General features: G+C 40.8%; 25 protein-coding genes. All 25 read left to right on the plus strand.

Annotated elements, in window-relative coordinates; genetic code table 11:
- Nucleotides 1-9: 9 nt before the first annotated feature.
- A complete protein-coding gene (locus tag O3651_RS00190) occupies nt 10-447 on the plus strand; it encodes a hypothetical protein (protein ID WP_371609166.1) in 438 nt (145 codons plus the stop codon).
- A gap of 1 nt (nt 448) precedes the next feature.
- Nucleotides 449-1,186, plus strand: coding sequence for a hypothetical protein (locus O3651_RS00195; RefSeq protein ID WP_048766619.1), 738 nt, complete (start codon nt 449-451; stop codon nt 1,184-1,186).
- Between the two features lie 225 nt (nt 1,187-1,411).
- Nucleotides 1,412-1,753, plus strand: coding sequence for a DUF1372 family protein (locus O3651_RS00200; protein WP_371609167.1), 342 nt, complete (start codon nt 1,412-1,414; stop codon nt 1,751-1,753).
- Between the two features lies 1 nt (nt 1,754).
- A complete protein-coding gene (locus O3651_RS00205) occupies nt 1,755-2,153 on the plus strand; it encodes a hypothetical protein (protein WP_371609168.1) in 399 nt (132 codons plus the stop codon).
- A 7-nt stretch (nt 2,154-2,160) separates the two neighbouring features.
- Nucleotides 2,161-2,493, plus strand: coding sequence for a hypothetical protein (locus O3651_RS00210; protein WP_371609169.1), 333 nt, complete (start codon nt 2,161-2,163; stop codon nt 2,491-2,493).
- Nucleotides 2,486-2,866: a hypothetical protein gene (locus O3651_RS00215; RefSeq protein WP_371609170.1), complete on the plus strand. Its 381-nt coding sequence runs from the start codon at nt 2,486-2,488 to the stop codon at nt 2,864-2,866. Before O3651_RS00210 ends, O3651_RS00215 begins: the two co-directional genes overlap by 8 nt.
- Before the next feature lie 66 nt (nt 2,867-2,932).
- Nucleotides 2,933-3,610, plus strand: coding sequence for a DUF4417 domain-containing protein (locus tag O3651_RS00220; protein ID WP_371609171.1), 678 nt, complete (start codon nt 2,933-2,935; stop codon nt 3,608-3,610).
- Nucleotides 3,580-3,990, plus strand: coding sequence for a hypothetical protein (locus tag O3651_RS00225; RefSeq protein WP_371609172.1), 411 nt, complete (start codon nt 3,580-3,582; stop codon nt 3,988-3,990). The genes O3651_RS00220 and O3651_RS00225 overlap by 31 nt, the downstream gene beginning before the upstream one ends.
- A 193-nt stretch (nt 3,991-4,183) precedes the next feature.
- Entirely contained in the window at nt 4,184-4,663 is a 480-nt protein-coding gene (locus O3651_RS00230; RefSeq protein ID WP_371609173.1) for a terminase small subunit, read from the plus strand.
- Entirely contained in the window at nt 4,650-5,963 is a 1,314-nt protein-coding gene (locus tag O3651_RS00235; RefSeq protein ID WP_371609174.1) for a PBSX family phage terminase large subunit, read from the plus strand. Before O3651_RS00230 ends, O3651_RS00235 begins: the two co-directional genes overlap by 14 nt.
- Nucleotides 5,964-5,974: 11 nt before the next feature.
- Entirely contained in the window at nt 5,975-7,546 is a 1,572-nt protein-coding gene (locus O3651_RS00240) for a phage portal protein (RefSeq protein ID WP_371609175.1), read from the plus strand.
- Complete coding sequence (locus tag O3651_RS00245; protein WP_371609176.1) at nt 7,515-8,663, plus strand: phage minor capsid protein; 1,149 nt, start codon at nt 7,515-7,517, stop codon at nt 8,661-8,663. The genes O3651_RS00240 and O3651_RS00245 overlap by 32 nt, the downstream gene beginning before the upstream one ends.
- Before the next feature lie 141 nt (nt 8,664-8,804).
- Nucleotides 8,805-9,371, plus strand: coding sequence for a phage scaffolding protein (locus O3651_RS00250; protein ID WP_371595578.1), 567 nt, complete (start codon nt 8,805-8,807; stop codon nt 9,369-9,371).
- 18 nt (nt 9,372-9,389) lie between these two features.
- Nucleotides 9,390-10,268: a phage capsid protein gene (locus O3651_RS00255; RefSeq protein ID WP_371595579.1), complete on the plus strand. Its 879-nt coding sequence runs from the start codon at nt 9,390-9,392 to the stop codon at nt 10,266-10,268.
- 10 nt (nt 10,269-10,278) lie between these two features.
- Nucleotides 10,279-10,599, plus strand: coding sequence for a hypothetical protein (locus O3651_RS00260; protein ID WP_048766634.1), 321 nt, complete (start codon nt 10,279-10,281; stop codon nt 10,597-10,599).
- Nucleotides 10,600-10,637: 38 nt separating this feature from the next.
- A complete protein-coding gene (locus O3651_RS00265; protein WP_048766635.1) occupies nt 10,638-11,030 on the plus strand; it encodes a hypothetical protein in 393 nt (130 codons plus the stop codon).
- Nucleotides 11,020-11,346, plus strand: a complete 327-nt coding sequence (locus O3651_RS00270; protein WP_048766636.1) for a putative minor capsid protein — start codon at nt 11,020-11,022, stop codon at nt 11,344-11,346. The genes O3651_RS00265 and O3651_RS00270 overlap by 11 nt, the downstream gene beginning before the upstream one ends.
- Nucleotides 11,346-11,690 carry a minor capsid protein gene (locus O3651_RS00275; RefSeq protein WP_048766637.1) on the plus strand — a complete coding sequence of 115 codons (345 nt, stop codon included), beginning with the start codon at nt 11,346-11,348 and terminating at the stop codon, nt 11,688-11,690. Before O3651_RS00270 ends, O3651_RS00275 begins: the two co-directional genes overlap by 1 nt.
- 2 nt (nt 11,691-11,692) lie before the next feature.
- Complete coding sequence (locus O3651_RS00280; protein WP_048766652.1) at nt 11,693-12,100, plus strand: minor capsid protein; 408 nt, start codon at nt 11,693-11,695, stop codon at nt 12,098-12,100.
- 4 nt (nt 12,101-12,104) lie between these two features.
- Nucleotides 12,105-12,563 (plus strand): phage tail tube protein, encoded by a 459-nt coding sequence (locus O3651_RS00285; protein ID WP_048766638.1) that lies wholly within the window; start codon nt 12,105-12,107, stop codon nt 12,561-12,563.
- Nucleotides 12,564-12,592: 29 nt separating this feature from the next.
- On the plus strand, nt 12,593-12,964 hold the full coding sequence (locus O3651_RS00290) for a hypothetical protein (RefSeq protein WP_048766639.1): 372 nt from the start codon (nt 12,593-12,595) through the stop codon (nt 12,962-12,964).
- On the plus strand, nt 12,964-13,551 hold the full coding sequence (locus O3651_RS00295; RefSeq protein WP_048766640.1) for a Gp15 family bacteriophage protein: 588 nt from the start codon (nt 12,964-12,966) through the stop codon (nt 13,549-13,551). The genes O3651_RS00290 and O3651_RS00295 overlap by 1 nt, the downstream gene beginning before the upstream one ends.
- Nucleotides 13,552-13,566: 15 nt before the next feature.
- Nucleotides 13,567-17,121 carry a tape measure protein gene (locus O3651_RS00300; protein ID WP_048766641.1) on the plus strand — a complete coding sequence of 1,185 codons (3,555 nt, stop codon included), beginning with the start codon at nt 13,567-13,569 and terminating at the stop codon, nt 17,119-17,121.
- The gene (locus tag O3651_RS00305) at nt 17,118-18,572 is read left to right on the plus strand and encodes a distal tail protein Dit (protein WP_371595581.1); all 1,455 of its coding nucleotides are present in this window, start codon (nt 17,118-17,120) and stop codon (nt 18,570-18,572) included. Before O3651_RS00300 ends, O3651_RS00305 begins: the two co-directional genes overlap by 4 nt.
- Nucleotides 18,572-22,591: a phage tail spike protein gene (locus O3651_RS00310; protein ID WP_371609177.1), complete on the plus strand. Its 4,020-nt coding sequence runs from the start codon at nt 18,572-18,574 to the stop codon at nt 22,589-22,591. The genes O3651_RS00305 and O3651_RS00310 overlap by 1 nt, the downstream gene beginning before the upstream one ends.
- Nucleotides 22,592-22,621 lie beyond the last annotated feature (30 nt).

Raw genomic sequence — 22,621 nt, forward strand, 5'->3', positions numbered from 1 at the left:
GAGGAGAAAATGACTAAAAAACTAATAGGCTTAGACCTATCACATATTGCAGAGGGTGGGTTACAGGAAAAATTGGATCATGAACTTGAGAGAGTTTTTGATAACATCCTAGATCTAAATACAGATGCGAAAGCAAAACGTACTATCACAATTACGCTGAAAATGTCATCTAATGATGAGCGTACAGTAGTTGATACCATCATGGATGTAAAAGCTAAGCTAGCACCTCAAAATGCAGTGGCTACAACTATTCTTGTTGGTCGTGACTATGATACAGGTATGGTACATGCAAACGAACTTAGAAGTAGCGTGCCAGGTCAGATGTATTTTGATGATGATGCTCAATTACGAACCGATATTGGACAGCCAGTAGAGGAAGTAGAACAACAGCAAGCAGAAACAAAACCAGATATTATTGATTTTAACAAGAAGAAAGTAGGTAACTAATATGACAACAGAAAATCTTAAAGCAGCATTGGAATACGCAGTAGAACTAAATGAGCATGGTTTGGAAATTTTAACAGCAGCAGATGGTACAGAGTACTATGACGCTAACAAATTCAATCTCAAGGAACTTGATCCTAAACGCTATCCTAAAACTTTGGAGCTATCAACTTTAACAAGTCTTGTTGACTATCTCAAAACTGACCTCAACAATTTGAAAAAACAACGCTTGATTGTAGCAGTTGAGAAAAATGATGAGGTGTGTGTTTGGTCTGAAAATGATGAGCGTGAACATCGTACATTACTTGTTGATGTTAAGGCACGCATCCCAGAGCTTTCTTTTGGTCGTTTCTTATCACCAGAGCAGTTTAACATCATGTTGCAATCAAACTTTATTGATGACAATGACCGCAGCGCATTACTGGAGTTTGCTAGCGCATTGAAAATTGAGAATGGGGCTGAAATTGAAGATAATGGGGTCTCTCAAGTGGCAACCGTTAAAACAGGGGTAGCTAGTCTCGCTAAAGGCAAAGCACCTAATCCAGTTACATTGCGCCCATATCGTACATTTTGCGAGGTTGAGCAACCAGCGAGTCTATTTGTTTTCAGAATTGACAAACAAGCAAATATGGCTCTATTTGAGGCAGATGGTAAGCGTTGGGTAGCCGATGCGGTGGGAAATATTGCAGCCTATCTAAAAGAGCAACTAGCAGACCAAGAAAATATCACAGTTTTGGCATAAAGCATACTGCAAAAGTGCCTGATTAAAAATTGAGAGAAAAAAGTATGATTGGATTTTATAAGTTTATGATTGTATCAGCGTGCCTTTTATTGGCATTGCTGATTGCAATCGCTGGAAGAAATAGCTTTAAAGAAAATACATTCGATAAAGTTTTATGGTTCGTGCTGTATATCTATGCGTTTGGGTTGTTGCAAACGGTCTATAAATTACTATCTGGAGGTTAAAATGGTCAAAAAGCAATTGATTAGCCTTTGCTTAGCGATATTTTTCTTGGCAATAGCTGTATTTAATCTTGGGATAGCAGTATCGAGAGATCATTACAGAGAAAAAATCTCAGCGCTAGAGAAACAGGTCGATGAATTAAAACAGAGAAAATCTGTTATCATTCATCAAGTCGATAACGCTGGGGGAATGATGTATGGAAAAATAACTGACAAACAGATTATATCTGGCCATTACACCGTAACTGCAGGAGCTTACGGGAAATTTTTGGTCACAAAATCTCAATATGATAGTCTTGAGATCGGCGATGATATACCAGAGTTTTTAAAACAGAGAGGAAAATAAAATGAAATTGAAAAAATTGATTGCATTTATTTTTATATCAATGACCTTGCTTGGATTGGCAGCTTGCCGAGAGAGCAAAAAAGTATCGTACAATATCAGTCAAGAAGCTGATAATTTTAATGTTATTCGGCGAGTTGCCGTAATCAACACTAGAACAGATAAAATCGAATTTGAAGTTATTGGTCGAATTTCTGTAGAAACTGAGGCCAATGATGGAAAACGGCTTGAAATTTTGGTTGAAACTGCAAAAGGTGTATATAAAAAGCACATGGTAAATCTTACAGGATGGAATATGTATGTTGTAGAAGACCTCGAGGGGGCTGAGGTAAATCAATACAAGTATGAAGTCAATTACATGCCAGAAAGTATCATACCATTCACAGTTACAAATAAAAAGTAGGTATGAAATGAAGTTTGAATTTTCTTTGCCTAGAAACACCAAAAACAAAGCTCAGAATATGGTTATCAATAGTAATGACAGGCAACATCAGACAGATAAAGCTAAGGTTACTAGGCGCATTAGAATTTTTGCTTATTGGCATACATTGATGAACAAGGATAAAGGGAGGGCTGCTTTTAAACATAAGAAAACAGGTAAAAAAGTTTTCGTAAGTAGCCTTGCGATTTGCGAAAGTGATTTATCTGTTATGGTTCTCTATATTGAAAAAAGTGGGGTTATTTGGGTTAGATCTTTGAAAGAGTTTATAGATGGCAGGTTTGAGAAAATAACAGATGACTAAAAAGAAGATAGAGCGCTTATCAGTGATACATCGCAGGGAAATAAATTGGCTCAAATGGTATTTTTTGAGAGACAAGGACAATCCTAAAAAAACAATACTTGAGCAAAAAATTCATAAAAGCTTTTTGAAAAATAATATTGAAAAGGCGATATTTTTAGTCAATCTAAAAACTGTTACAGCAGAATTTGTAGAAAAATCAGATGAAAATATTTTAAAAACAATCAAAGAGGTTTATGTCTACGAAAATCTCAATGTGATCGGCGCTTGTCAAGAAATCTTATATCTAAGTCCTAGCCCAGCTTATACCCATCTTAACAAATGGTTTGATAAGTATTTCTACTACACTTACAAATATCTCCCTCTAAAGATATAACCGTAAAAATCCCCTAGTCTATGTATCTATAATCAAGGTACATAGGTTTTTTATTAGGAGGATAATATGGATAATCTGACAACAAAACCATATCACAGACAGAATACTATTAACCAGTATAACTTGCCAGATTATGATGCCACGCGCACAGATGGAAAATATAACTTACCAACACTTGAGCCAGTTGATCATGTCCCTAAAAAACTACAAGGGTTTAACTATGTTTTGAATAAACCTGACTATTCAGCAGGAGTGCATTTTTTCCTAGATGATTATCAGTTTGAAAGAATGTGGAAACGCCCAGATTTTTATATAGAGAAGTTATCGGCCTTTGACTGTGTGCTTACTCCAGATTTTAGCCTATATACAGACATGCCAATAGCTATGCAACTTTGGAATACTTACCGCTCAAGATTGATAGGCCAAATGATGCAGAATTGGGGGTACACAGTCATTCCAACAGTGTCCTGGGCGGACGCTGATAGCTATGATTTTTGCTTTGATGGGATACCTACAAAAAGCACTGTTGCAATTAGTACGATAGGAGTTAAGAAAAGTCAGCAGCGTATTAAGATATGGCAGAATGGCATGGATGCCATGATTGATAGATTACAACCAAGCCGAATTTTGGTATATGGTGGTGCAATAGAATACGATTATAAAGGCGTCGAAGTTGTTTATTTTGGTAATGACACGATTGAAAGGATGGACAAATGGGCGGTAGAGGAGCAAGCTCTGGAATGAGCAACAAAGGCAAAAAGTATGGAACAGAATATAAGACTGTACATCAAGCAGGCAATATAAAATTTGTTACTCAAAATGGGCAAGGGTCACAAAAGACTCCAATGGAAACGATGACAAAAGGCAGGGTTTACGCACTTATTGACAAGAATAAAAACGCACCCAAGAGTATTGTCTATTTTGATACAAAAAATAAGCGTAATAAGCAAATTGACTTAGATCATGTGCATAAGGGGATGAAACCACACGCTCATCATGGCTATAATCATGCAGAGTATGAGAAAAGCAAAAAAGGGGCAAGCAATTTGACACCAAAAGAGCATAAGCTTGTTGAAAAAGTCATAAAAGAGTGGTATAATCACACTAAGAAACGTAGGGAGTAGTATATAGGGATTACGCCTTGATGGAGGAGATTCCGGTTCGAATCCGGGCTACTACGTTACATCTCAGCCCCTTAATTGGGGCTTTTTTTGCGCTCTAAATCAAAAACATCAGTAAAACACCCCCTTTCTACACATATAAAATGAAATCATGAGTAATATACTTGTGATTTTTTTGTTGGAAAGGAGGTAGCGAATGAATGAAAGACAAAGGCGCTTTGCAGATGAGTACATAAAGACAGGAAACGGCTATCAATCAGCAATTAAAGCTGGTTATAGTGAGAGTTACGCTAATAACCGTATTACTGAGCTGTTGGGAAATGTTGGGATAAAAGAGTACATAAACAAACAAATGCAAGAGCTGCATGAGCAAAATATCATGGATGCTGCAGAGGCGCTCTATATCCTTTCTGAAATCGCTAGAGGTAAACGAGATGAGGAGGTTTTGATACTTAATCCAACGACAGGGAAAGTAGAAAGACACACCAAAAAAGCAGATAATGCCACGGTAATCAAGGCTATTACTGAAATCTTAAAACGATATCCAACAGCTAAGCAATCCGAAAAACTAGGGCTTGAGATTGAGAAATTAAAATCACAGTTGACAGATACACAGATGGAAGATGACACCATCACAATTATTGATAGCTGGGAGGGTGACGATGAAGATAATTGATATCCAAAAAAATGTCAATCCTCATTTTAAGAGCGTTTGGGTATCTAAATTGCCATACAATGTGTTGAAAGGTGGACGTAACTCTTTTAAATCGTCTGTAATCGCACTGAAACTAGCTTACATGATGCTGCGTTATATCAAAATGGGAGAAACGGCAAATGTAGTAGTTATTCGCAAAGTTGCAAATACTATTAGAGATAGTGTTTTCAATAAGATTTTTTGGGCTTTGAATTTGTTTGGTGTTGCTAATAGGTTCAAAAAGACTATTAGCCCTTTTCAGATCATTCACAAAAAGACAGGATCAACATTTTACTTTTACGGCCAAGATGACTTTCAAAAACTCAAGTCAAACGACATTGGAAATATCATAGCAGTTTGGTATGAAGAAGCTGCAGAGTTTGGTAGTCAAGAGGACTTTGACCAATCCAACGTAACCTTTATGCGACAGAAACATCCACGCGCTAAGTTTGTACAGTTTTTCTGGTCTTATAATCCTCCTAGAAATCCGTATAGCTGGATCAATGAATGGTTTGAGAACATCAAGACTAACAAGAACTATCTAGCGCACTCTAGCACTTACCTAGATGATGAGTTGGGTTTTGTCACTGAGCAGATGCTAGAAGATATAGAACGTATCAAAGAGAATGATTACGACTATTACAGATACTTGTATTTAGGCGAGGCTGTCGGGTTAGGGAATAATGTATATAACATGAGTACATTTCACCCATTAGATGCTTTGCCCTCTGATGATCGGCTAATAGGCATATCCTTTGCTCTTGACGGCGGACATCAACAATCAGCTACTGCTTGTTGCGCTTTTGGCATCACGGCTAAAGGTAAAGTCATCTTACTAGATACCTGGTACTATTCACCAGCTGGTCAAGTTGTCAAGAAAGCACCTAGTCAATTATCTCAAGAAATCTATGCGTTTATACAGGCTGTCATATCGCAATATAGAGTGCCAGCTCTGCAGTACACCATAGATAGTGCAGAGGGAGCGCTTAGAAACCAGATGTATCTTGATTTTGCTCTAAGGTGGCATCCGGTTGCTAAATTGAGAAAAGTAACTATGATTGATAGTTTTCAATCTTTACTTGCTCAAGGTCGCTTTTATTATCTCAACATCGAGAATAACAAGATATTCATTGAAGAGCACAAGATGTACAGATGGGATGAAAAGACAATCAAATCAGATAACCCTAACGTCATCAAAGAAGATGACCACACATGCGACACATCACAGTATTTTGTATTAGATAACGCTAAAATACTTGGGTTGCGTGTGGGTAATGCATAAGGAGGGCAGACATGAGCCTATTTCAGAAGATAAAAGATTTTTTTAACCGTGGGAGGTATAACATGACAACAGCAAATCTAAGCAGCATTCTAGATCATCCAAAAATCGCTGTGACACAAGAGGAGTTTCGCCGTATTCAGCATAATCTGACTTACTATCAATCTAAATTTGAGGATATTGAGTATATCAATACAGATGGAGACAGGAAGCGCCGCAAGATGCAGCATTTGCCAATTGCACGCACAGCAGCCAAAAAGATTGCTAGCCTTGTTTACAACGAACAAGCAGAAATTTCAGCAAAAGATGAAACGCTGAACAAGTTCTTGAATGATATGCTGGCTAATGACCGCTTTAACAAGAACTTTGAAAGGTACTTAGAAAGCGCTCTGGCGCTTGGTGGGCTTGCTATGAGGCCTTACATTGACGGAGATAAGGTTAGAGTGGCATTTATTCAAGCGCCTGTATTCTTGCCGTTACAAAGCAATACACAGGATGTATCGAGCGCTGCTATCCTAACTAAAACAATCAAATCAGAGGGCAAAACAAACGTATATTACACACTTGTTGAATTTCATGAGTGGGTGACAAGTGATGGCAGTGAGTACGGCAGTACAAAAGACAAGCATCTGTACCGTATCACTAATGAACTGTACAAATCAAATACAGATAGCGCTTTGGGTCAGCGTGTGAATTTGCAAGAACTTTATCCAGACCTAGAACCTGTAACTGTATTGAAAGACTTATCACGCCCGTTATTTACCTACCTAAAAACGCCTGGCATGAACAACAAGGACATCAATAGTCCTTTGGGGCTATCTATCTTTGACAACGCTAAAACTACCATTGACTTTATCAATCGCACTTATGATGAATTTATGTGGGAGATTAAGATGGGTCAAAGGCGCGTGATTGTACCAGAGCAGCTAACGCAACTCAAAGTGCAAGATAACCAAGGTAATATCACTTTTAAACGCCGTTTTGATGTTGAGCAAAATGTTTATATGCAAGTGGGGGCTGGTAACATGGACAGCGGCAATATTGTTGACCTCACAACGCCTATCCGCTCATCTGATTATATTTCTGCCATTTCAGAGGGCTTAAAACTCTTTGAGATGCAAATTGGGGTATCTAGTGGCATGTTTACGTTTGATGGGCAAGGGGTCAAGACAGCAACCGAGATTGTCAGCGAGAACTCAGATACTTACCAAATGCGCAACAGCATTGTTGCACTTGTTGAGCAGTCTATTAAAGAGCTTTGTGTATCTATGTGTGAACTTGGTAAGGCGGTTGGTCTGTACAAGGGGAACATTCCAGAACTTGATGATATCTCGGTCAATCTGGATGATGGAGTCTTTACCGATCGTCACGCTGAGCTTGATTACTGGATGAAGATGGTAGCAGCTGGATTTGCCACACAGAAAAGAGGTATTGCCAAGACATTGAATATCACAGAAGATGAGGCAGAGAAAGAACTTGCTGAAATCAATGGAGAATTACCGCCTGAAAATGATGCTGAACTAGCGCTGTATAACAATCATAAGAGGGTAGAAGATGGAGAAGAACAAAAGGCCGATAACACTTAATGATCAGCAATTCTCTTTGCAAATGCAAGGCGTGAGCGATATTTACGCTAAAATGCAAATTGAGCTTTTTGACAGTATGATAAAGCGACTTAAAGAGCGGGGGGCTGCTGACCTTGCAGAGAATCCTTATGTCTGGCAGTTGGAAAAGCTGAACGCTATGCACATGCTCAACGAGGAAAACTTGAAAATCATTGTTGAGCGTACAGGGATTGCTGAAGATTTGCTAAGGGAAGTCATCGAAAATGAAGGACTAAAGGTCTATAAGGATACGAAGCAGCAACTTGAAGAAGACTTGGGGCGAGGTCGTAGCGGGATGACAAGAAACGGTGTCACAGATGCTTTAGAAGCCTATACAGCCCAAGCAGTCAGTGACCTTAATCTTATCAATACAACTCTACCAGAAAGCATCCAAGCAGTTTTTAAATCTATAGTTGAGCAATCTGTCGCTGAGGTAGTCGCAGGAACAAAAACAGCGGACAAAGCAATTCATGAAACTATTATGAACTGGCAGAAAAAGGGTTTTACTGGTTTTACGGATAGCGCAGGGAGAGAGTGGCGAGCAGATAGCTATGCTAGGACGATTATCAAGAGTACGATGTACAAGGTTTTTAATAAGATGCGTACAGCTCCAGCAGAAGAGATGGGGATAGATACCTTTTACTATTCAATTAAGCGTACAGCGCGGCCGGCTTGCAGTCCCATCCAAGGGAAGATAGTCACATTTGGAGAAACTAGGGTAATCAATGGCACTAAAGTCTATTCGCTGTATGATTATGATTACGGATCAGCTGGCGGGTGTCTTGGAGTGCATTGTGGCCACTATCTAACTCCTTTTATAGTTGGTGTGAATGAAATGCCAGACCTGCCAGATTATCTTGCAGACCTAACACCAGAACAGGCAGAGGAAAATGCACGCATCCAAGCGAAACAAAGAGCACTTGAGCGGACTATTAGGCATCACAAAGAGCGTTTGCATTACGCAAATACTATGAAAGATAATGAATTGATACAAGCTGAAAAACTCAAGGTTAGAATGTATCAAAACAAAATCAGGAATCTTGTAGATAGCTATGATTTTCTGTATCGAGATTACAGCAGAGAGAAATTATACACATAATCTAGCGTTGCCCTGTGCAGCGCTTTTTTGTTTGCCTAAAACCGTAAAAAATCCCATCTAATCAAAGGTATATTGAGAAAGTAAATAATATTTTGCTTGAGGTGGGAGTTATCCACCTAAAAAAGAACTAGGAGGGTATAAATGGCATTTACGACAGAAGAACTACTCAAACTTGGATTGACAGATGAACAGGCTAAATCAGTCTTTGCCTTGCGAGGAAAAGAGCTCAACGAGGACAAATCAGCCTTGGAAACTATCACCAAAGAGCGAGATAGTCTGAAAGACCAGTTGCAGAATGCAGAGGCACAACTTAAAAACATGAAAGCAGATGCAAATACAAGCGCTGAACAGAAAGAAGCTCTTGAGAAGTTGCAAGCCGAATATGACAAGTACAAAGCAGATGCAGAAGCCGAACTGGCCAAAACAAATAAGGTGAATGCTATCAATCTTGCTTTGAAAGATACCACCGCACACAATCCATCAACCTTGATGAAGTTTATTGATGTTAATGCCGTTGAACTAGATGACAGTGGCAAACCTAAACTAGATGACATCCTCAATGGTCTAAAGGAAAGTGACCCATATCTCTTTAAAGCAGAAGAAGATGGCAAGCCTAACCCAAATATCTTGCCACCAGGTAATCCGGCGGCGAATGGAGCAGGAAAAGTTGACCCATTCCAAGCTGTTATTGATGGTTACGGTAAATAAATGAAAGGAGATTAGACTATGCCTAATCAAAATCTTACGACTCGCCGTTATGAAAAACAATATGCGGGAATCTTGCAAACTGTTTTTGGAGTCCGTGCAGCCTTTACAGGAGCTTTGTCATCAATCCAAATTTTGGATGGTGTACAAGAAAATGCTAAAGCTTTTTCGGTGAAAACCAACAATACACCTGTTGTTATTGGAGAATACAAAACAGGTGCTAATGATGGGGGCTTTGGTGATGGAACAGGACAAAAATCACGGTTTGGAAATCTGACAGAAATCAAGTATGAAAATACAGATGTCGATTATGGTTACACACTAACAATTCATGAAGGTCTTGATCGTTACACTGTGAACAATGACCTAAATGCTGCTATCGCAGACCGATTGAAATTGCAATCAGAGGCGCAGACGCGTCAAATGAACAAGCGTATTGGTAAATTTATGTCAGACAATGCAGGTCAGACAGAGGCGCTTGCTGATTTCACAGAAGAAAAGGTAAAGGCTTTGTTTAACAAGGTCAATGCTTATTACATCAACCAAGAAGTAACGGCACCAGTTACCATTTACTTACGCCCAGAGCTGTACAATGCCATTATTGATATGACAGCAAACACATCCGCTAAAGGTTCTAGTGTCTCTATTGATAATAATGGTCTTGCACGTTACAAAGGCTTTGCATTGGTGGAAACACCAGCACAATACTTTGACACTGGTGTCTTAGCAGTGTTTTCACCAGATGGCATTGTTATCCCATTTGTAGGTATCTCAACAGCTCGTACTATTGAATCCACAAACTTTGATGGAGTGCAATTACAGGCTGCTGCTAAAGGTGGTACTTACATTTTGGATGACAACAAAAAAGCTGTTGTCAAAGTGACTGGAACAGTCGTATAGGAGGTAAGCTATGGCGTTATATAAAGCGACTAAGAACATTTATTTCACAAGTCTCAACAAATCTGTAATCGTTGATGAAATCATCGATCTTGAAAAGGAATACGCAGAAGCAGTGAATGCTGATTTGAAACCGGTCTTCCCAGATGTTGCAGCTGCCCTTGTGCCGATCGAAGCAACTGAGCCAGTAGCGAATGCAGCAGATGAGTCATCCGATACTGTGGTGGCTGATGATGACAAGCCGAAGAAATCAAATCGAAAAAAGAAAGATGTTGATGAAACACCAGACGATGAAGCAACTGAGCCAGTAGCGAATGCAGCAGATGAAAAATAAGGGGTGGTAACACCCTTTATTTGTAAAGGAGGTTACGCATGACTTATTTAACTAAAGATGAGTTTGTCAAGTTAGGCTTTGATGAGGTAGCTGATTTTGAAAAGCTAGCAAAGCGAGCAGAGGTTGCCATCAATCTCTATACCCAAGGCCTTTATCAAAGACACATTGATTTTGATAAAGAAGCAGATTACCGAAAACAGGCGGTAAAGCTAGCCATGGCCTTTCAAATCGCTTATCTGGATGTTTCAGGCATCATGACAGCCGATGACAAACAAGCTATGACAAGTGTTTCCATCGGCCGCACATCAATCTCTTATCGCAAGTCTCAAAATGGATCGGCAGGTCAGCGGTTCAACCTTTCGCTGGATGCCGAAAACATCCTAAGACAAGCGGGTTTTAGCCTAGTCACAGCGGTTGATTATGATAGATAAACGGCTATTGACTGATGCTATTACTGTCCGAAAGGTTGCGGACAAAAATGATTTTGGGGATGTTAGCTACTCTGACCCATTGGATATTAAGCCTGTACGGTTTGATAGGTCAGTGAGTGTCATAGGTGCTAACAATTCCAAAACAAGGCAGAAAGTCGGTGTTATCTATATCTATCCTAAATTTGCAAGCGTGACAGTTGACGATAGTTGGCTTGGTGCGATTGTGAATGATGGGGCGCGTGATTATGTTGTCACAGGCTACCAACCTAATTTTCTGAACGGCAAAATATTTAGCTATGAAATCGAGGTGATTTGATGGCTGATGTTAGAGTCATTGTTGATCTTGGTGGTGTTGACAGAAAACTATCTCCAGAAGCTGAGAAACGTGGCAAGCTAGCAATGGCTAGTCAAGGGATGATGATCATGGAGCCATATATACCTTTTAGGGGTGGCCCTTTGAGAGCGTCTGGCCGCATTGAGTCGAACGGTGATATTAGCTATAACACAGTTTATGCTAGAGCCCATTTTCACGGAACGAATGGGATTGTAGTCTTTAGAAGATATACAACACCCGGAACTGGAAAGCGCTGGGATAAACCACTAAAGGCCAATGTTGACCAACTAAAACGAGTCGCCATTAGAGCAATGGGGTTGAGATGATGATGCAGAATAACAAAAATTTTCAGGAAGTGCTTTTGGCACATATCAATGAAATCGAAAATCTGCCGATGAAAGCACGCCTTGATTATTTTGAGGATGATAAGGATGATTTAGTCATCAATGCTTTGCCGGGAGGTTCGATTGATAAGGAATACATGGATGGGACTAGAGAGGTGTCATTACCGTTTGAAATTGCTGTTAAATGTAAGAGCAATCAAAAGGCCAGTGATACGATTTGGCGAATCAATGGAGACTTATCAGGTTTTGATATTGAGCTACCTAGCACAGATAACACTTATACTTTTCTTTCTCTTGATGTCGGGAAACCAGGTATCAACGGAAAAGATGAACAAGGTTACTTTGTCTATACATTGCAAGTAACCGCTAAATTAGAAATCGCAGGAGGATAAACACATGGTACGTCAAAAAAATGCCAAGCGCAAGCACTTGGTAGCGCCATTCGACCCAAGTAAAGCAGACATTGTACCGGCTGATAATGAATTTTTCCCATTGGCCAAATATATCGAAAGTATCGAAGATGATACTGACGAAGAAACAGATGACAAAGGCTATTACGATGGCGATGGCACAAAAGAAGAAACTGTCACATCGGTTGCTGGTGCTTACACAGCTGAGGGTATCTATGATGCCGAAGATAAGGCACAGGCGCTTATTGCAAACATGAAGTACAAGACTGGTGATGGCCGCCGTTTGTGGCACCGAGTGATTGAGTCCAATGGCAAGAAATCACTCACTCAAGTCGCAAATGCTTCTGAAATTAAGGCTGGATCAGGAGATGCAACAGATTATGAAGAATTTAGTTGCAAACTCAAATGGATCAAAGCGCCGATCGAAAAAGCAATTACTCTTTAAAAAAATTGATTTTGGAGGAAATAGAGAACATGGCACGTACTTATAACTTTGGAAATCTCAAGGATGTTACGACATTCATTATTGGAGATGTCACCCTTGAATTTCAACCAACGGATGAAAAGAGCGAGATGCTTGAGAAGAAATCCGCTGAATTAAAGACAAAGGCTGAGCAGATTGATGAATCTGGTACGGAATGGGAATTGCGGAAAGAACTCAAAGACTTGCTAGATGAATTTTTCACAGCAGCTTTTGATGACGAAGCGCCACAAAAACTTTATGATGCTTGTGGCCAGAATACAATTTCTTACCTCAAATTATTCTTGCAGATCGCTGATGCTTTGCGAGAAGTCAACGAAGAACGACAAAACGATGAAGCATTTAAGAAGTATCTTGCTGAATAATGTTTGATATTTCCAAAAAAATGGATGACAGGCTGGTACTCGATGACAAAGAGTATCAGCTTTTCTTATCGTTTGACCGTGTACTGTGGGTCTTTAATATGTGGAGCAAAAAATATATCCCGCCACATCTAAAACCTAAATTAGCACTAGCTAAGCTAACTGATGATGAAAGTTTTAAAGATATGGACACACAAGAGGCTTTAGCGCTCTATGAAGAAGTGTTTAGAAAACATATACAGGTTACAAAAGCTGTTGATGAGGTTGATAGATATGACATTGAGGGGAATGTATTACCTAAAAAGCCTAAAGAACAGTCAGACGGTAATGACAAACCCTTATTTTCAATCAAATACGATGGTGAGTACATTTTTTCATCGTTTATGCAGGCTTATCAGATTGATTTGATTGAAGAACAGGGGAAATTGCACTGGCAGAAATTTAACGCTTTATTAGCTGGTCTGCCAGATGGCACTAAATTTGTTGAAGTGATGAAAATCAGGGCATGGAAACCCCAAAAGGGTGAAGATCCCAAAGAAAAACAAAGAATGCGCAAATTACAAGAAGAATATTCGCTACCTGATATTTAAGAAAGGGGGTATTAAATGGCTTCTGATGGAAAAGTGACCATTACCATTGATTTAGATAGTACAAAGGCTAGAGGTGAAGTAAAATCACTGAAAAGTCTATTTAGTGGATTAAGTGAGAGCGGGTCGAAGCTTGGCTCAGTGTTTAAGTCTGTTTTAGGTGCTAACCTCGTTAGCTCAGCTATCACATCCGGTATAGGTATGGTTGGCTCTGGCATCCGGGAAATGGTCGGAGAGTTGAACAGCTCGCAAAAAGCCTGGAAGACCTTTGAGGGGAATTTGCAAGCCTTTGGTCGCTCTTCTGACGAAATAAGAAAAGCGAAGACTGAGATGCAGGACTTTGCAACCAAAACAATCTATTCAGCTTCGGACATGGCAAACACCTACTCACAACTTGACGCAGTCGGTACTAAGAATGTTGGTAGTCTGGTTAAGGCATTTGGTGGGCTTGCAGCCTCAGCGGAAAACCCAGCCCAAGCCATGAAATCACTATCTACTCAAGCTACTCAGATGGCAAGTAAGCCTAAAGTAGCCTGGATGGACTTTAAAATCATGATGGAGCAAGCTCCTGCTGGTATGGCAGCAGTTGCTAAAGAGATGGGGATGTCTACCGCTGAGCTGGTATCAGCTGTTCAAGATGGCAAAATCAAGACAGAGGATTTCTTTGACGCTATGAACCGTGCAGGGAACTCTGACGCTTTCCAGAAGATGGCTACTGAGTTCAAGACGGTTGATCAAGCTATAGACGGGGCAAAAGAAAGTCTCTCTAACAAGCTCATGCCAGCGTTTGAAAAACTTAATGCATTTGGTATTAAGGCGGTCAATGCTCTATCAGACGCTCTAGAAAAAATAAATTTCGGCAAACTAGCTGATGGTCTAGGGGAATTCCTTGAGAGTATCAATGTAGAGAAGATTGTAGCAAAAGTTAGCAGCACTATCTCAAACCTAGCAGGAAAAGTTAAGGCCTTTTGGACTGCCTTTGCTAACACTGGGGCGGTATCTGCCTTTATCAGCGCTATCCAGAGTATTGCAGGAGCTATCGGTCATATCTGGAATAGTCTAACCGCCTCAAACGAGCTAAACACTCTTGCTAGTGTCCTTGGGAATGTGGTAAAGTGGCTTTCTCAGGCTGCAACTGTAGCAGCTAACTTTATCAGTTCGCTGCCGGCTGGAGCAATTCAGGCAATAGCAGGCGGTTTGGTTGGTTTAGTTGCTGGCTTCAAAACCTTTAACTTTTTAAAATCCTTTAACCCTTTTAACATCTTCAGAAGGAATGCAACAGAAGCCGCAAGCGGAGCAGCTGAAGCTATTACGCAGGGACGGTCTAAAATCGCTCAAATTTTGAGTAGTTTGAGCTCTGTTATTGGCTCTATCGGAGGGGCTTTCAAATCTGCTGCAACCGGCATAGGTGTCGGTATCAAGGCGGCATTAAGCGGGCTGTCACAAGTCATCTTAGCATTTGGCGCAGCCTTGCAAACCGCAGGCGTGGCCAATATCCTGGCTTTCGGTGGAGCGGTTGCTACAGCTGCCGTTGGGATTGGAGCTGGTGTGGCCATCATAGCAGCAGGGTTCGCTTTGCTGGCTACGCAAGGGCAGGGGGTGGCAACTATCATCAATGCGGTAGGAGAAGCTTTTGCTACAGTAGCTACTGCAATTATTGGAGCTTTTGCCCAAGCCATTGTCACAGTAGCTGGTGTGTTACCGATTGTGACGTCTGCATTGGCTAATTTAGCGCCTCTAATCGTAGCTTTCGGGCAAGCATTCGGTGCAGCCGCTCCGTTCGTCTCAGCTTTAGGAGAAGCGATAACCTCTATCGCCTCCGTTTTACCGCCTGTGATTAGTGCTTTCAGCCAAGGTATTGCGGCCATCATTGAGGCCGTGACCCCAATTGTCGAAATTATAGGCAATGTGTTTACAAGCGTTGTCCAAATTGTATCTGATGCGATTGTCCAGATCGTGCAGGCTTTGACTCCATTTATGCCAGCGGTTGTGCAGATAGCTCAAGCTTTAGCTCCCGTGCTGCAATCAATAGCTGAGGCATTTACTACATTAGTCGCTCAGATAAGCCCGATAATAGACAGCATAGCGAATCTATTCCGTACGCTAGGCAATGTCATCAAAAGCGTGCTTGACGGAGCGAAAGGTGTTATAGAGGGCTTTGGAAACGCTGTCAGAACCATTTTAGACGGTATATCTGGTATCTTTGATTCGATTGGTCGAGCTGCTTTAAACGCGGGTAAAGGTTTCAATCTTTTGGCCACTGGTGTTGTTAAGATTACTAATACAAACCTTGGTGATATGGCGGCATCTCTTGGGGCTGTTGCCCTTGGCGTTGGTAAAATTGCTAGTCATTCAGCAGGTCTTGCACAAGCTGGAAATGGCATGAAAATACTGGGTGTTGGCATGGCAACAGTATCAAGCCAAGCTAATACAACAGTTTCGGTATTAACAAACTTTGCAACTAGAATCACATCTATACAGACTGCTGTTACAGTATTGCCATCAATTCTTACGTCAGCTGCTTCAAGCTTTGCAAGTTTCACAAGTCAGGCCATTTCTGGAGTTGCTGGTCTGTCAGCTCTCAATGCACCTCTTACCGCATTGAAAGCTCAAGTAATGACGATTACGCCTGCTTTAATACAGTCAGCTATGGGCTTTACTGTATTTGGTGCTCAGGTTTTAGCAATTAACTCAAGCCTTACAATAGTTTCTGCTACCTTTGTACGGGTTGGAGCAAGTGCTGCAAGTGCATCTGGCCAGATTACAGCTATTTCAGCAAGCACGGCATCAGTCAGCGCTGCATTTGCCTCAATGTCTGCACAAGTACAGTCTTCTATGCAGATGATGCTTGCTGTGGTTCGCTCTGTTGGCGTTCAAATGATAGCTCAGGGTCGTCAAATCGGCGCTAGAACATCTCAAAATATGGCTCAGGGATTGATAAGCGGTCAAGGTCAAGTTTCGGCCTCTATGACAGTGTTAGTAAATACTGCAAGGTCTATTGGTATGTCAGGCGTTGGCATGATGCGTTATGTCGGAGCTATGATTGGCCAAGGTTTAGCTCAAGGGATGTATTCAGCCCTTGGTGCTGTCACGGCCGCTGCTAATGCCTTAGTAGCACAAGCTGAACGTGCGGCGCAAGCAAAAGCCCGTATTCACTCACCGTCTCGACTATTTCGGGATAATGTTGGGCGATATATCCCCCAAGGTATGGCTGTTGGTATCTTAAAAGATGCTTACAAAGTTGATGATGCTATGGGTAGCATGTACGATCAAATCCAATCATTTAGCTTTAAAGCCGAAGATGTGATAGGGGTTGGTAAATCTAAGCTATCTAAAGTGGTACAGATTAAATCTGATCTTGAAAATGCAATTAAAGCTAAAGTGGAATCCACTAAGGATAAAGCTAATGAACTAGTTGAAAAGGCTCTTGATATTGCTGAGAGAGCGGTAGAACGACCAGTAGAAACGTATTTAGATGGAGATACATTGGTTGCAAGAACTGGTGATAGACAAAGAGCTTATCAAGAAAAGCAAACGAAAATTTATAACAGGATGAGAGGGATAGATAAATGACAAAAGAAATGACATTCAACGGCGTTGACTTGTCACGTTTCTTGAGAATTACAGATATTATCCGCCCCATTGGTAACAAAAGGAGCGTATCAATTGATAGCGCTCCTTTATTGGGCGTGAATATCCAGCAAGTGAAACGTGGTGAGAAAGAGCACACTATCAAGTTTGATATGAAAACAATTGATGGTGCTGCTATGGAACAACTTAAGCATGAATTAGCTGGAGTCTTGAATGTGTTAGAGCCAGTCAAGATCACTTACGGAGATGAGCCAGACAAATACTATATGGGCATGCCAGTAGATGATATTACACCAAGCAATATCACTCGATGGTTTCAGCGCTCAGAGTTTAAAATCCTCATCCCTGACGGTGTAGCCCATAGTACGGCTTATAAGAAGTTTGATAGCTTTTCTAATGCGACTATTTCATCAGATAAGATGGTTTTTAATCTGAGAAACAATGGTACAGTAGATGCTTATCCGATCGTGACAGTCAAGCACAATGCAGAAAATGGCTATGTTGGGCTAGTTAATTCTAGCGGTGCTATGGAAATTGGTAACAGAGAGGAGACAGACTTACAGAGCTATAAGCAATCAGAAATCTTATTTGACTACGTTACGAATAACGGCATCACAAAAGGCTTTGCAGCAGCAATGAAAGAATCTGGGGCACTCGGAATTGAAAACAATTGGGGGCGACCACACTTAGCTCTAGTACCAGGCAACAGATCTGGAACGATTTCTTGGGAAATCCCTGTCGATAGTTCTGGCCAAAAAGGAGCGTTAAATGATTATCTCTGGTGGCGGCAGATTTGCTGGCTTGGAGCAGGAAATCAAATGGGGCTCATGAAAATAAACTTTATGGATGATACTGGAAGGTTCATCTATGGAGTAGAGACTTACAAAAGATGGTTTGGTCTTGATTGTGAGTATAATTTCTTAGTTCGTGGAGATGGTGCTCCTCGATTAGTGAAAAAATGGAATTTTACAGGAACACATTATGATAACCACAACCCCTTTAACGCGGAGCGGGGCTGGTCTGACATCCAGCGGCGTGATGATGTCGTTCAGGTCTTTTGGTGGGGAACTTACCCTCAGTTTCATGTGCCAGAGATAAAAGGTATCAAAACTGCCAAAATCCAAGTCATTATTGCATCTATAGGAAATAATCCTATGATTAGTCATTTATACTTGGATAGTATCATCTATAGAAAAGATTTCGTAACAGGAATCAGGGACATTCCTAACCGCTATCGCATAGGTTCATCTGTTGTTATCAATAGTGAGGATGATACTGTTTTTGTAGACGGAAAGCCAGATATGGGGGATGTCGTAGATGCCTCTAAGTGGGTGGCTATTCCGCCGGGGGAATCTACTTTAGAGGTCTATTTTTCTAGCTGGTGTAAAAGAAAGCCGGATGTAAAAATCGAGTTTGAAGAAAGGTGGCTATAATGCTCTTAACTATTCATGATGCAAATTTGAGAAAAGTGGCATTTGTTGATAATGACAAACAAACAACGCTGAATTATTATGACGATACCTGGACAAGAAATTTGGAAACAGGATCATCAACGTTTGAATTTACAGTCTTCAAAAAATCAATCAAATCAGATACGATCTCACAGAGAGCATACAACCTATTGAATGAAAAGGCCTTTGTCTCTTTTAAATACAAGGGTAAAAGCTATGTGTTTAGCGTTATGACCGTTGAAGAAGATGAGCAAACAATCAAGTGTTACTGTGAAAATTTGAACCTTGAGCTTATCAATGAGTATGCCAATCCGTACAAATCAGATAAGGCAATGTCTTTTGTGGAATACTGTAACGCAATGGATCTATTGAATTTCACTCATCTATCTGTTGGTATAAATGAAATTTCGGATAGCAAACGCACGCTTGAATGGGAGGGGCAAGATACAAAATTAGCCCGGCTTTTAAGTCTGGCCAAAAAATTTGATGCAGAGATTGAATTTGATACTCAATTAAATGCAGATAGCTCTATCAAGTCATTTAAGGTTAATGTCTATCACGAGAACGATGATAAGCATCAAGGGGTTGGCCAAGTTCGCAATGACATCCAACTAACTTATGGGAAAAACCTAAGATCAATTAAAAGAAAGATTGATAAGACTGGCATCTATACCATGCTTGTGCCAACTGGTAAGCGCACCGTCAAGAACGACAAAGGCGAAGAAGTTGAGGAGGTTGTTACAATTGGTAGCTTAACCCCTGCTTATTCGGAAAATAATAAAGACGGGGTTCGTGAGTTTTATCAAAGTGGTAATGGGCTTTATGCTCCTATAGCTGCTCAAATGTACCCATCAACGTTTACATCTGGAACGCAGGCTGACCAGTGGATCAGAAAGGATCTAGAAGTTGATAGTGATAATCCATCAGTCATTCGGACTGCTGGTATAAGAAACCTAAAGAAAAACGCTTACCCAGCATTGACTTATGAAATCGATGGCTTTATTGACGCTGACATTGGTGATACTATCAGGATCTATGATAGCGGGTTTGCTCCAGTGCTTTTTGTTAAAGCGAGAATTTCTGAACAGAAAATCAGTTTTACAAATTCAACTAGAAACAAGACAACTGCATCAAACTTTAAGGCACTAGAAAACAGCTTATCAGATAGCATTCAAGCAGCACTGGAACGTTTCCTTGAGACCACAAAACCATACTCAATCAAGCTAGCAACAGACAATGGAACTATCTTTAAAAATAATACTGGCCAAACAGTTATCACCCCATCTCTATTTAAGGGCGGAAAACCTATTTCTGCTAATGTCACTTGGCGCTGGTCGCTTGATGGCAATGTGACAGTAGGTATGACCTATCTTGTTAGAGGTGAAAGTATAACTGGCACAGCGACTCTGGCAGTGGCTGCTTACATTGGTAATGATGAGGTAGCAACAGACGAAATTACACTAGTTAATGTCAATGATGGTCAGAATGGACGTGATGGCGTAAAAGGTGATTCAGGTAGAGGTGTAATCTCTTCTACTCAATTTTACACGGTTACAGATTCTCTTGAAAATATGGTTCCTCCTCGCCCAAATTTATTAAGTAATTCCGAGACTTTACCTATGGGAAACGGTCGAAATGGAACTTGGGTTATCCGAAGTTGGGGTAATGGTACTGTCGATATCCTGCCAGCCGAAGCTTCTCCCAGCCCTAATATTACCAAAATACTCCGAGTCAAAAACAATACCAATAATGGCAACAAGGATTTAGCACAATTCATCAATTTAGAAGTTGGTCAGAAATATACTATATCATGTTGGGCTCGAGTTTCTAAAACCAGTACCCAAGCTAACGTTAGATTGCTCATGAGATGCTGGACGGACGAGACAGGTGAAGTTAATAAGATACTAAGTACAGTAATCAGCCATACTTATTGGAAATGGTTTAGTTTAACCTTTACGGCAGATTCAAATAGAAATGCTGCCATCCAGTTCGGCCAAAGTGGGGCAGGGAATATAGAAATTTGTGGTGTACGTTGTGTAACTGGCGATCGGGATGATCCTTGGGATATTCATACCCCTATACTAACTTTAGAAAAACCGTTTTTATGGAGCTATAGGCTTGATACCTATACGGATAACACCACTGCCACTATTCCTCCAATTCTAATTGGAGTTCATGGAAAAGATGGAGCTCAAGGAACTCCTGGAGCCAAAGGGGAAGATGGTCGTACTCCATACTTACATATCGCTTATGCTGCTAACGCTAATGGTACTCAAGGATTTAGCGTCTCAGACAGTGCTGGAAAGTTATATATCGGCACATACACAGACTATACCGTAGCTGACAGTACAGACCCAGCTAGGTATAAGTGGGCACTTATCAAAGGCGATAAGGGTGATACTGGTGCAAAAGGTGATAAAGGAGCTACTGGAGATAGGGGCCCTCAAGGTGAACGTGGTATCCAAGGCTTGCAAGGCCCCAAGGGTGACCAAGGCATACCTGGTGCTAAGGGTGCAGATGGTCGGACACAGTACACTCATATAGCCTACGCAGATAATGCAACTGGTGGAGGTTTCAGCCAGACTGACCAAACCAAGGCTTATATCGGTATGTATCAGGATTTTGTGGCAACTGACAGCAACAATCCTACCGCTTACAAGTGGACGAAGTGGAAAGGTTCTGACGGTGCACAGGGCGTACCTGGTAAAGCAGGTCTAGACGGTAAGACCCCTTATGTGCATTTCGCTTACGCCAATAGTGCAGATGGTCGGACTGATTTTAGCACGACACAGACAGGTAACAAGCGCTACCTCGGCACATACACAGACTATACCGTAGCTGACAGTACAGACCCAGCTAGGTATAAGTGGGTGGATATGGTTGGAACGGTTGAGGTCGGGGGAGTTAATATTTTACCTAATGCAGATTTCTCTAAAACTACGGAAACCTTAACAACTTTTACAGTAGGAGGGAAAATCCATAGAAACACCATTATCAACAAATGGCAAGATCTGTATAATGGGGGTATTCCGAATCCAACAAGTAATTATCACGCTTTCGTGAATAAGACATTTTCCTCTGACAGTCCAGTAATTGAATTCAATGAGAGTAATGGTGTTAGAAACTGGAAAGCATTAAGCCTTATTATTCCAAATAAAGATTTAAGAATAGGTACGTATTATTTTTCTACTGATTTATACGCAACTGGAACAGGGACTAAGATTTGGTTTGGATTCTATTATTACAAAAGTGATGGTAGCCGAAATTTTCACTCAGGACATACCATGGTAAATGTGCCTAGTGCAGGTAGTTGGCAGCGCTTAGGAGGCTCTATTAAGTTAAGTGATGATGTCGATTTTAGTAGAGAAGTCAGGCTCTATATTTATAGTTTTAACTTTTCCACAAATTCAATACTATACCTAAAGAAACCTAAATTAGAAACCGGAAATATTGGTACTGCATTTAGCTTAAAACCTTCAGATGTAGACGACGCTATAAACTCCAAAGCTGACCAAGGTTTAACCCAAGAACAATTAAACAAGCTGGCAGAGCGTGATAATGTCCTTAAAGCGGAGCTGGAGGCAAAAGCTGCTCTTTCTGTAGTCGAAAAATGGATAAAAGAAATCCAGAATCTCACAGCAGTTGAGGAAGCAGGGAGAAAAAGCGCAGAGGCAGCAATCATCAAAGCCAGTGAGCGGATGATAGATCTCCAACGAAAAGTCGGTGAGTTACAGACTGTGACTGAGTTTGTGAATACTTACATGAGCCAGTCTGATGAGGGATTGATTGTCGGTCGTAAAGATGGATCATCTAAAGTCTTGGTTTCTCACGACAGGATATCCTTTGTGTCCGGAGGAAAAGAAGTAGCATCTATTTCTCAAGGGGTGCTCAAGATTGATAATGGTGTATTTGTTAAGAGCTTGCGGATTGGTCGTTTTGTGACTATGCAAGATCCAACAAATCCAGATCGTAATTTAACAATGTATGTAGGAGGTGCTTAATATGGCTCGTAATATCTTCGGCGGTTTATG

The organism is Streptococcus sp. 27098_8_73 (genome assembly GCF_041432495.1).
GTDB lineage: Bacteria > Bacillota > Bacilli > Lactobacillales > Streptococcaceae > Streptococcus.

Bases quoted from the DNA above. Each gene is read 5' to 3' on its own strand.
- O3651_RS00190 (WP_371609166.1), top strand. From the start codon at position 10: ATGACTAAAAAACTAATAGGCTTAGACCTATCACATATTGCAGAGGGT.
- O3651_RS00195 (WP_048766619.1), top strand. From the start codon at position 449: ATGACAACAGAAAATCTTAAAGCAGCATTGGAATACGCAGTAGAACTA.
- O3651_RS00200 (WP_371609167.1), top strand. From the start codon at position 1,412: ATGGTCAAAAAGCAATTGATTAGCCTTTGCTTAGCGATATTTTTCTTG.
- O3651_RS00205 (WP_371609168.1), top strand. From the start codon at position 1,755: ATGAAATTGAAAAAATTGATTGCATTTATTTTTATATCAATGACCTTG.
- O3651_RS00210 (WP_371609169.1), top strand. From the start codon at position 2,161: ATGAAGTTTGAATTTTCTTTGCCTAGAAACACCAAAAACAAAGCTCAG.
- O3651_RS00215 (WP_371609170.1), top strand. From the start codon at position 2,486: ATGACTAAAAAGAAGATAGAGCGCTTATCAGTGATACATCGCAGGGAA.
- O3651_RS00220 (WP_371609171.1), top strand. From the start codon at position 2,933: ATGGATAATCTGACAACAAAACCATATCACAGACAGAATACTATTAAC.
- O3651_RS00225 (WP_371609172.1), top strand. From the start codon at position 3,580: ATGGGCGGTAGAGGAGCAAGCTCTGGAATGAGCAACAAAGGCAAAAAG.
- O3651_RS00230 (WP_371609173.1), top strand. From the start codon at position 4,184: ATGAATGAAAGACAAAGGCGCTTTGCAGATGAGTACATAAAGACAGGA.
- O3651_RS00235 (WP_371609174.1), top strand. From the start codon at position 4,650: ATGAAGATAATTGATATCCAAAAAAATGTCAATCCTCATTTTAAGAGC.
- O3651_RS00240 (WP_371609175.1), top strand. From the start codon at position 5,975: ATGAGCCTATTTCAGAAGATAAAAGATTTTTTTAACCGTGGGAGGTAT.
- O3651_RS00245 (WP_371609176.1), top strand. From the start codon at position 7,515: ATGGAGAAGAACAAAAGGCCGATAACACTTAATGATCAGCAATTCTCT.
- O3651_RS00250 (WP_371595578.1), top strand. From the start codon at position 8,805: ATGGCATTTACGACAGAAGAACTACTCAAACTTGGATTGACAGATGAA.
- O3651_RS00255 (WP_371595579.1), top strand. From the start codon at position 9,390: ATGCCTAATCAAAATCTTACGACTCGCCGTTATGAAAAACAATATGCG.
- O3651_RS00260 (WP_048766634.1), top strand. From the start codon at position 10,279: ATGGCGTTATATAAAGCGACTAAGAACATTTATTTCACAAGTCTCAAC.
- O3651_RS00265 (WP_048766635.1), top strand. From the start codon at position 10,638: ATGACTTATTTAACTAAAGATGAGTTTGTCAAGTTAGGCTTTGATGAG.
- O3651_RS00270 (WP_048766636.1), top strand. From the start codon at position 11,020: ATGATAGATAAACGGCTATTGACTGATGCTATTACTGTCCGAAAGGTT.
- O3651_RS00275 (WP_048766637.1), top strand. From the start codon at position 11,346: ATGGCTGATGTTAGAGTCATTGTTGATCTTGGTGGTGTTGACAGAAAA.
- O3651_RS00280 (WP_048766652.1), top strand. From the start codon at position 11,693: ATGCAGAATAACAAAAATTTTCAGGAAGTGCTTTTGGCACATATCAAT.
- O3651_RS00285 (WP_048766638.1), top strand. From the start codon at position 12,105: ATGGTACGTCAAAAAAATGCCAAGCGCAAGCACTTGGTAGCGCCATTC.
- O3651_RS00290 (WP_048766639.1), top strand. From the start codon at position 12,593: ATGGCACGTACTTATAACTTTGGAAATCTCAAGGATGTTACGACATTC.
- O3651_RS00295 (WP_048766640.1), top strand. From the start codon at position 12,964: ATGTTTGATATTTCCAAAAAAATGGATGACAGGCTGGTACTCGATGAC.
- O3651_RS00300 (WP_048766641.1), top strand. From the start codon at position 13,567: ATGGCTTCTGATGGAAAAGTGACCATTACCATTGATTTAGATAGTACA.
- O3651_RS00305 (WP_371595581.1), top strand. From the start codon at position 17,118: ATGACAAAAGAAATGACATTCAACGGCGTTGACTTGTCACGTTTCTTG.
- O3651_RS00310 (WP_371609177.1), top strand. From the start codon at position 18,572: ATGCTCTTAACTATTCATGATGCAAATTTGAGAAAAGTGGCATTTGTT.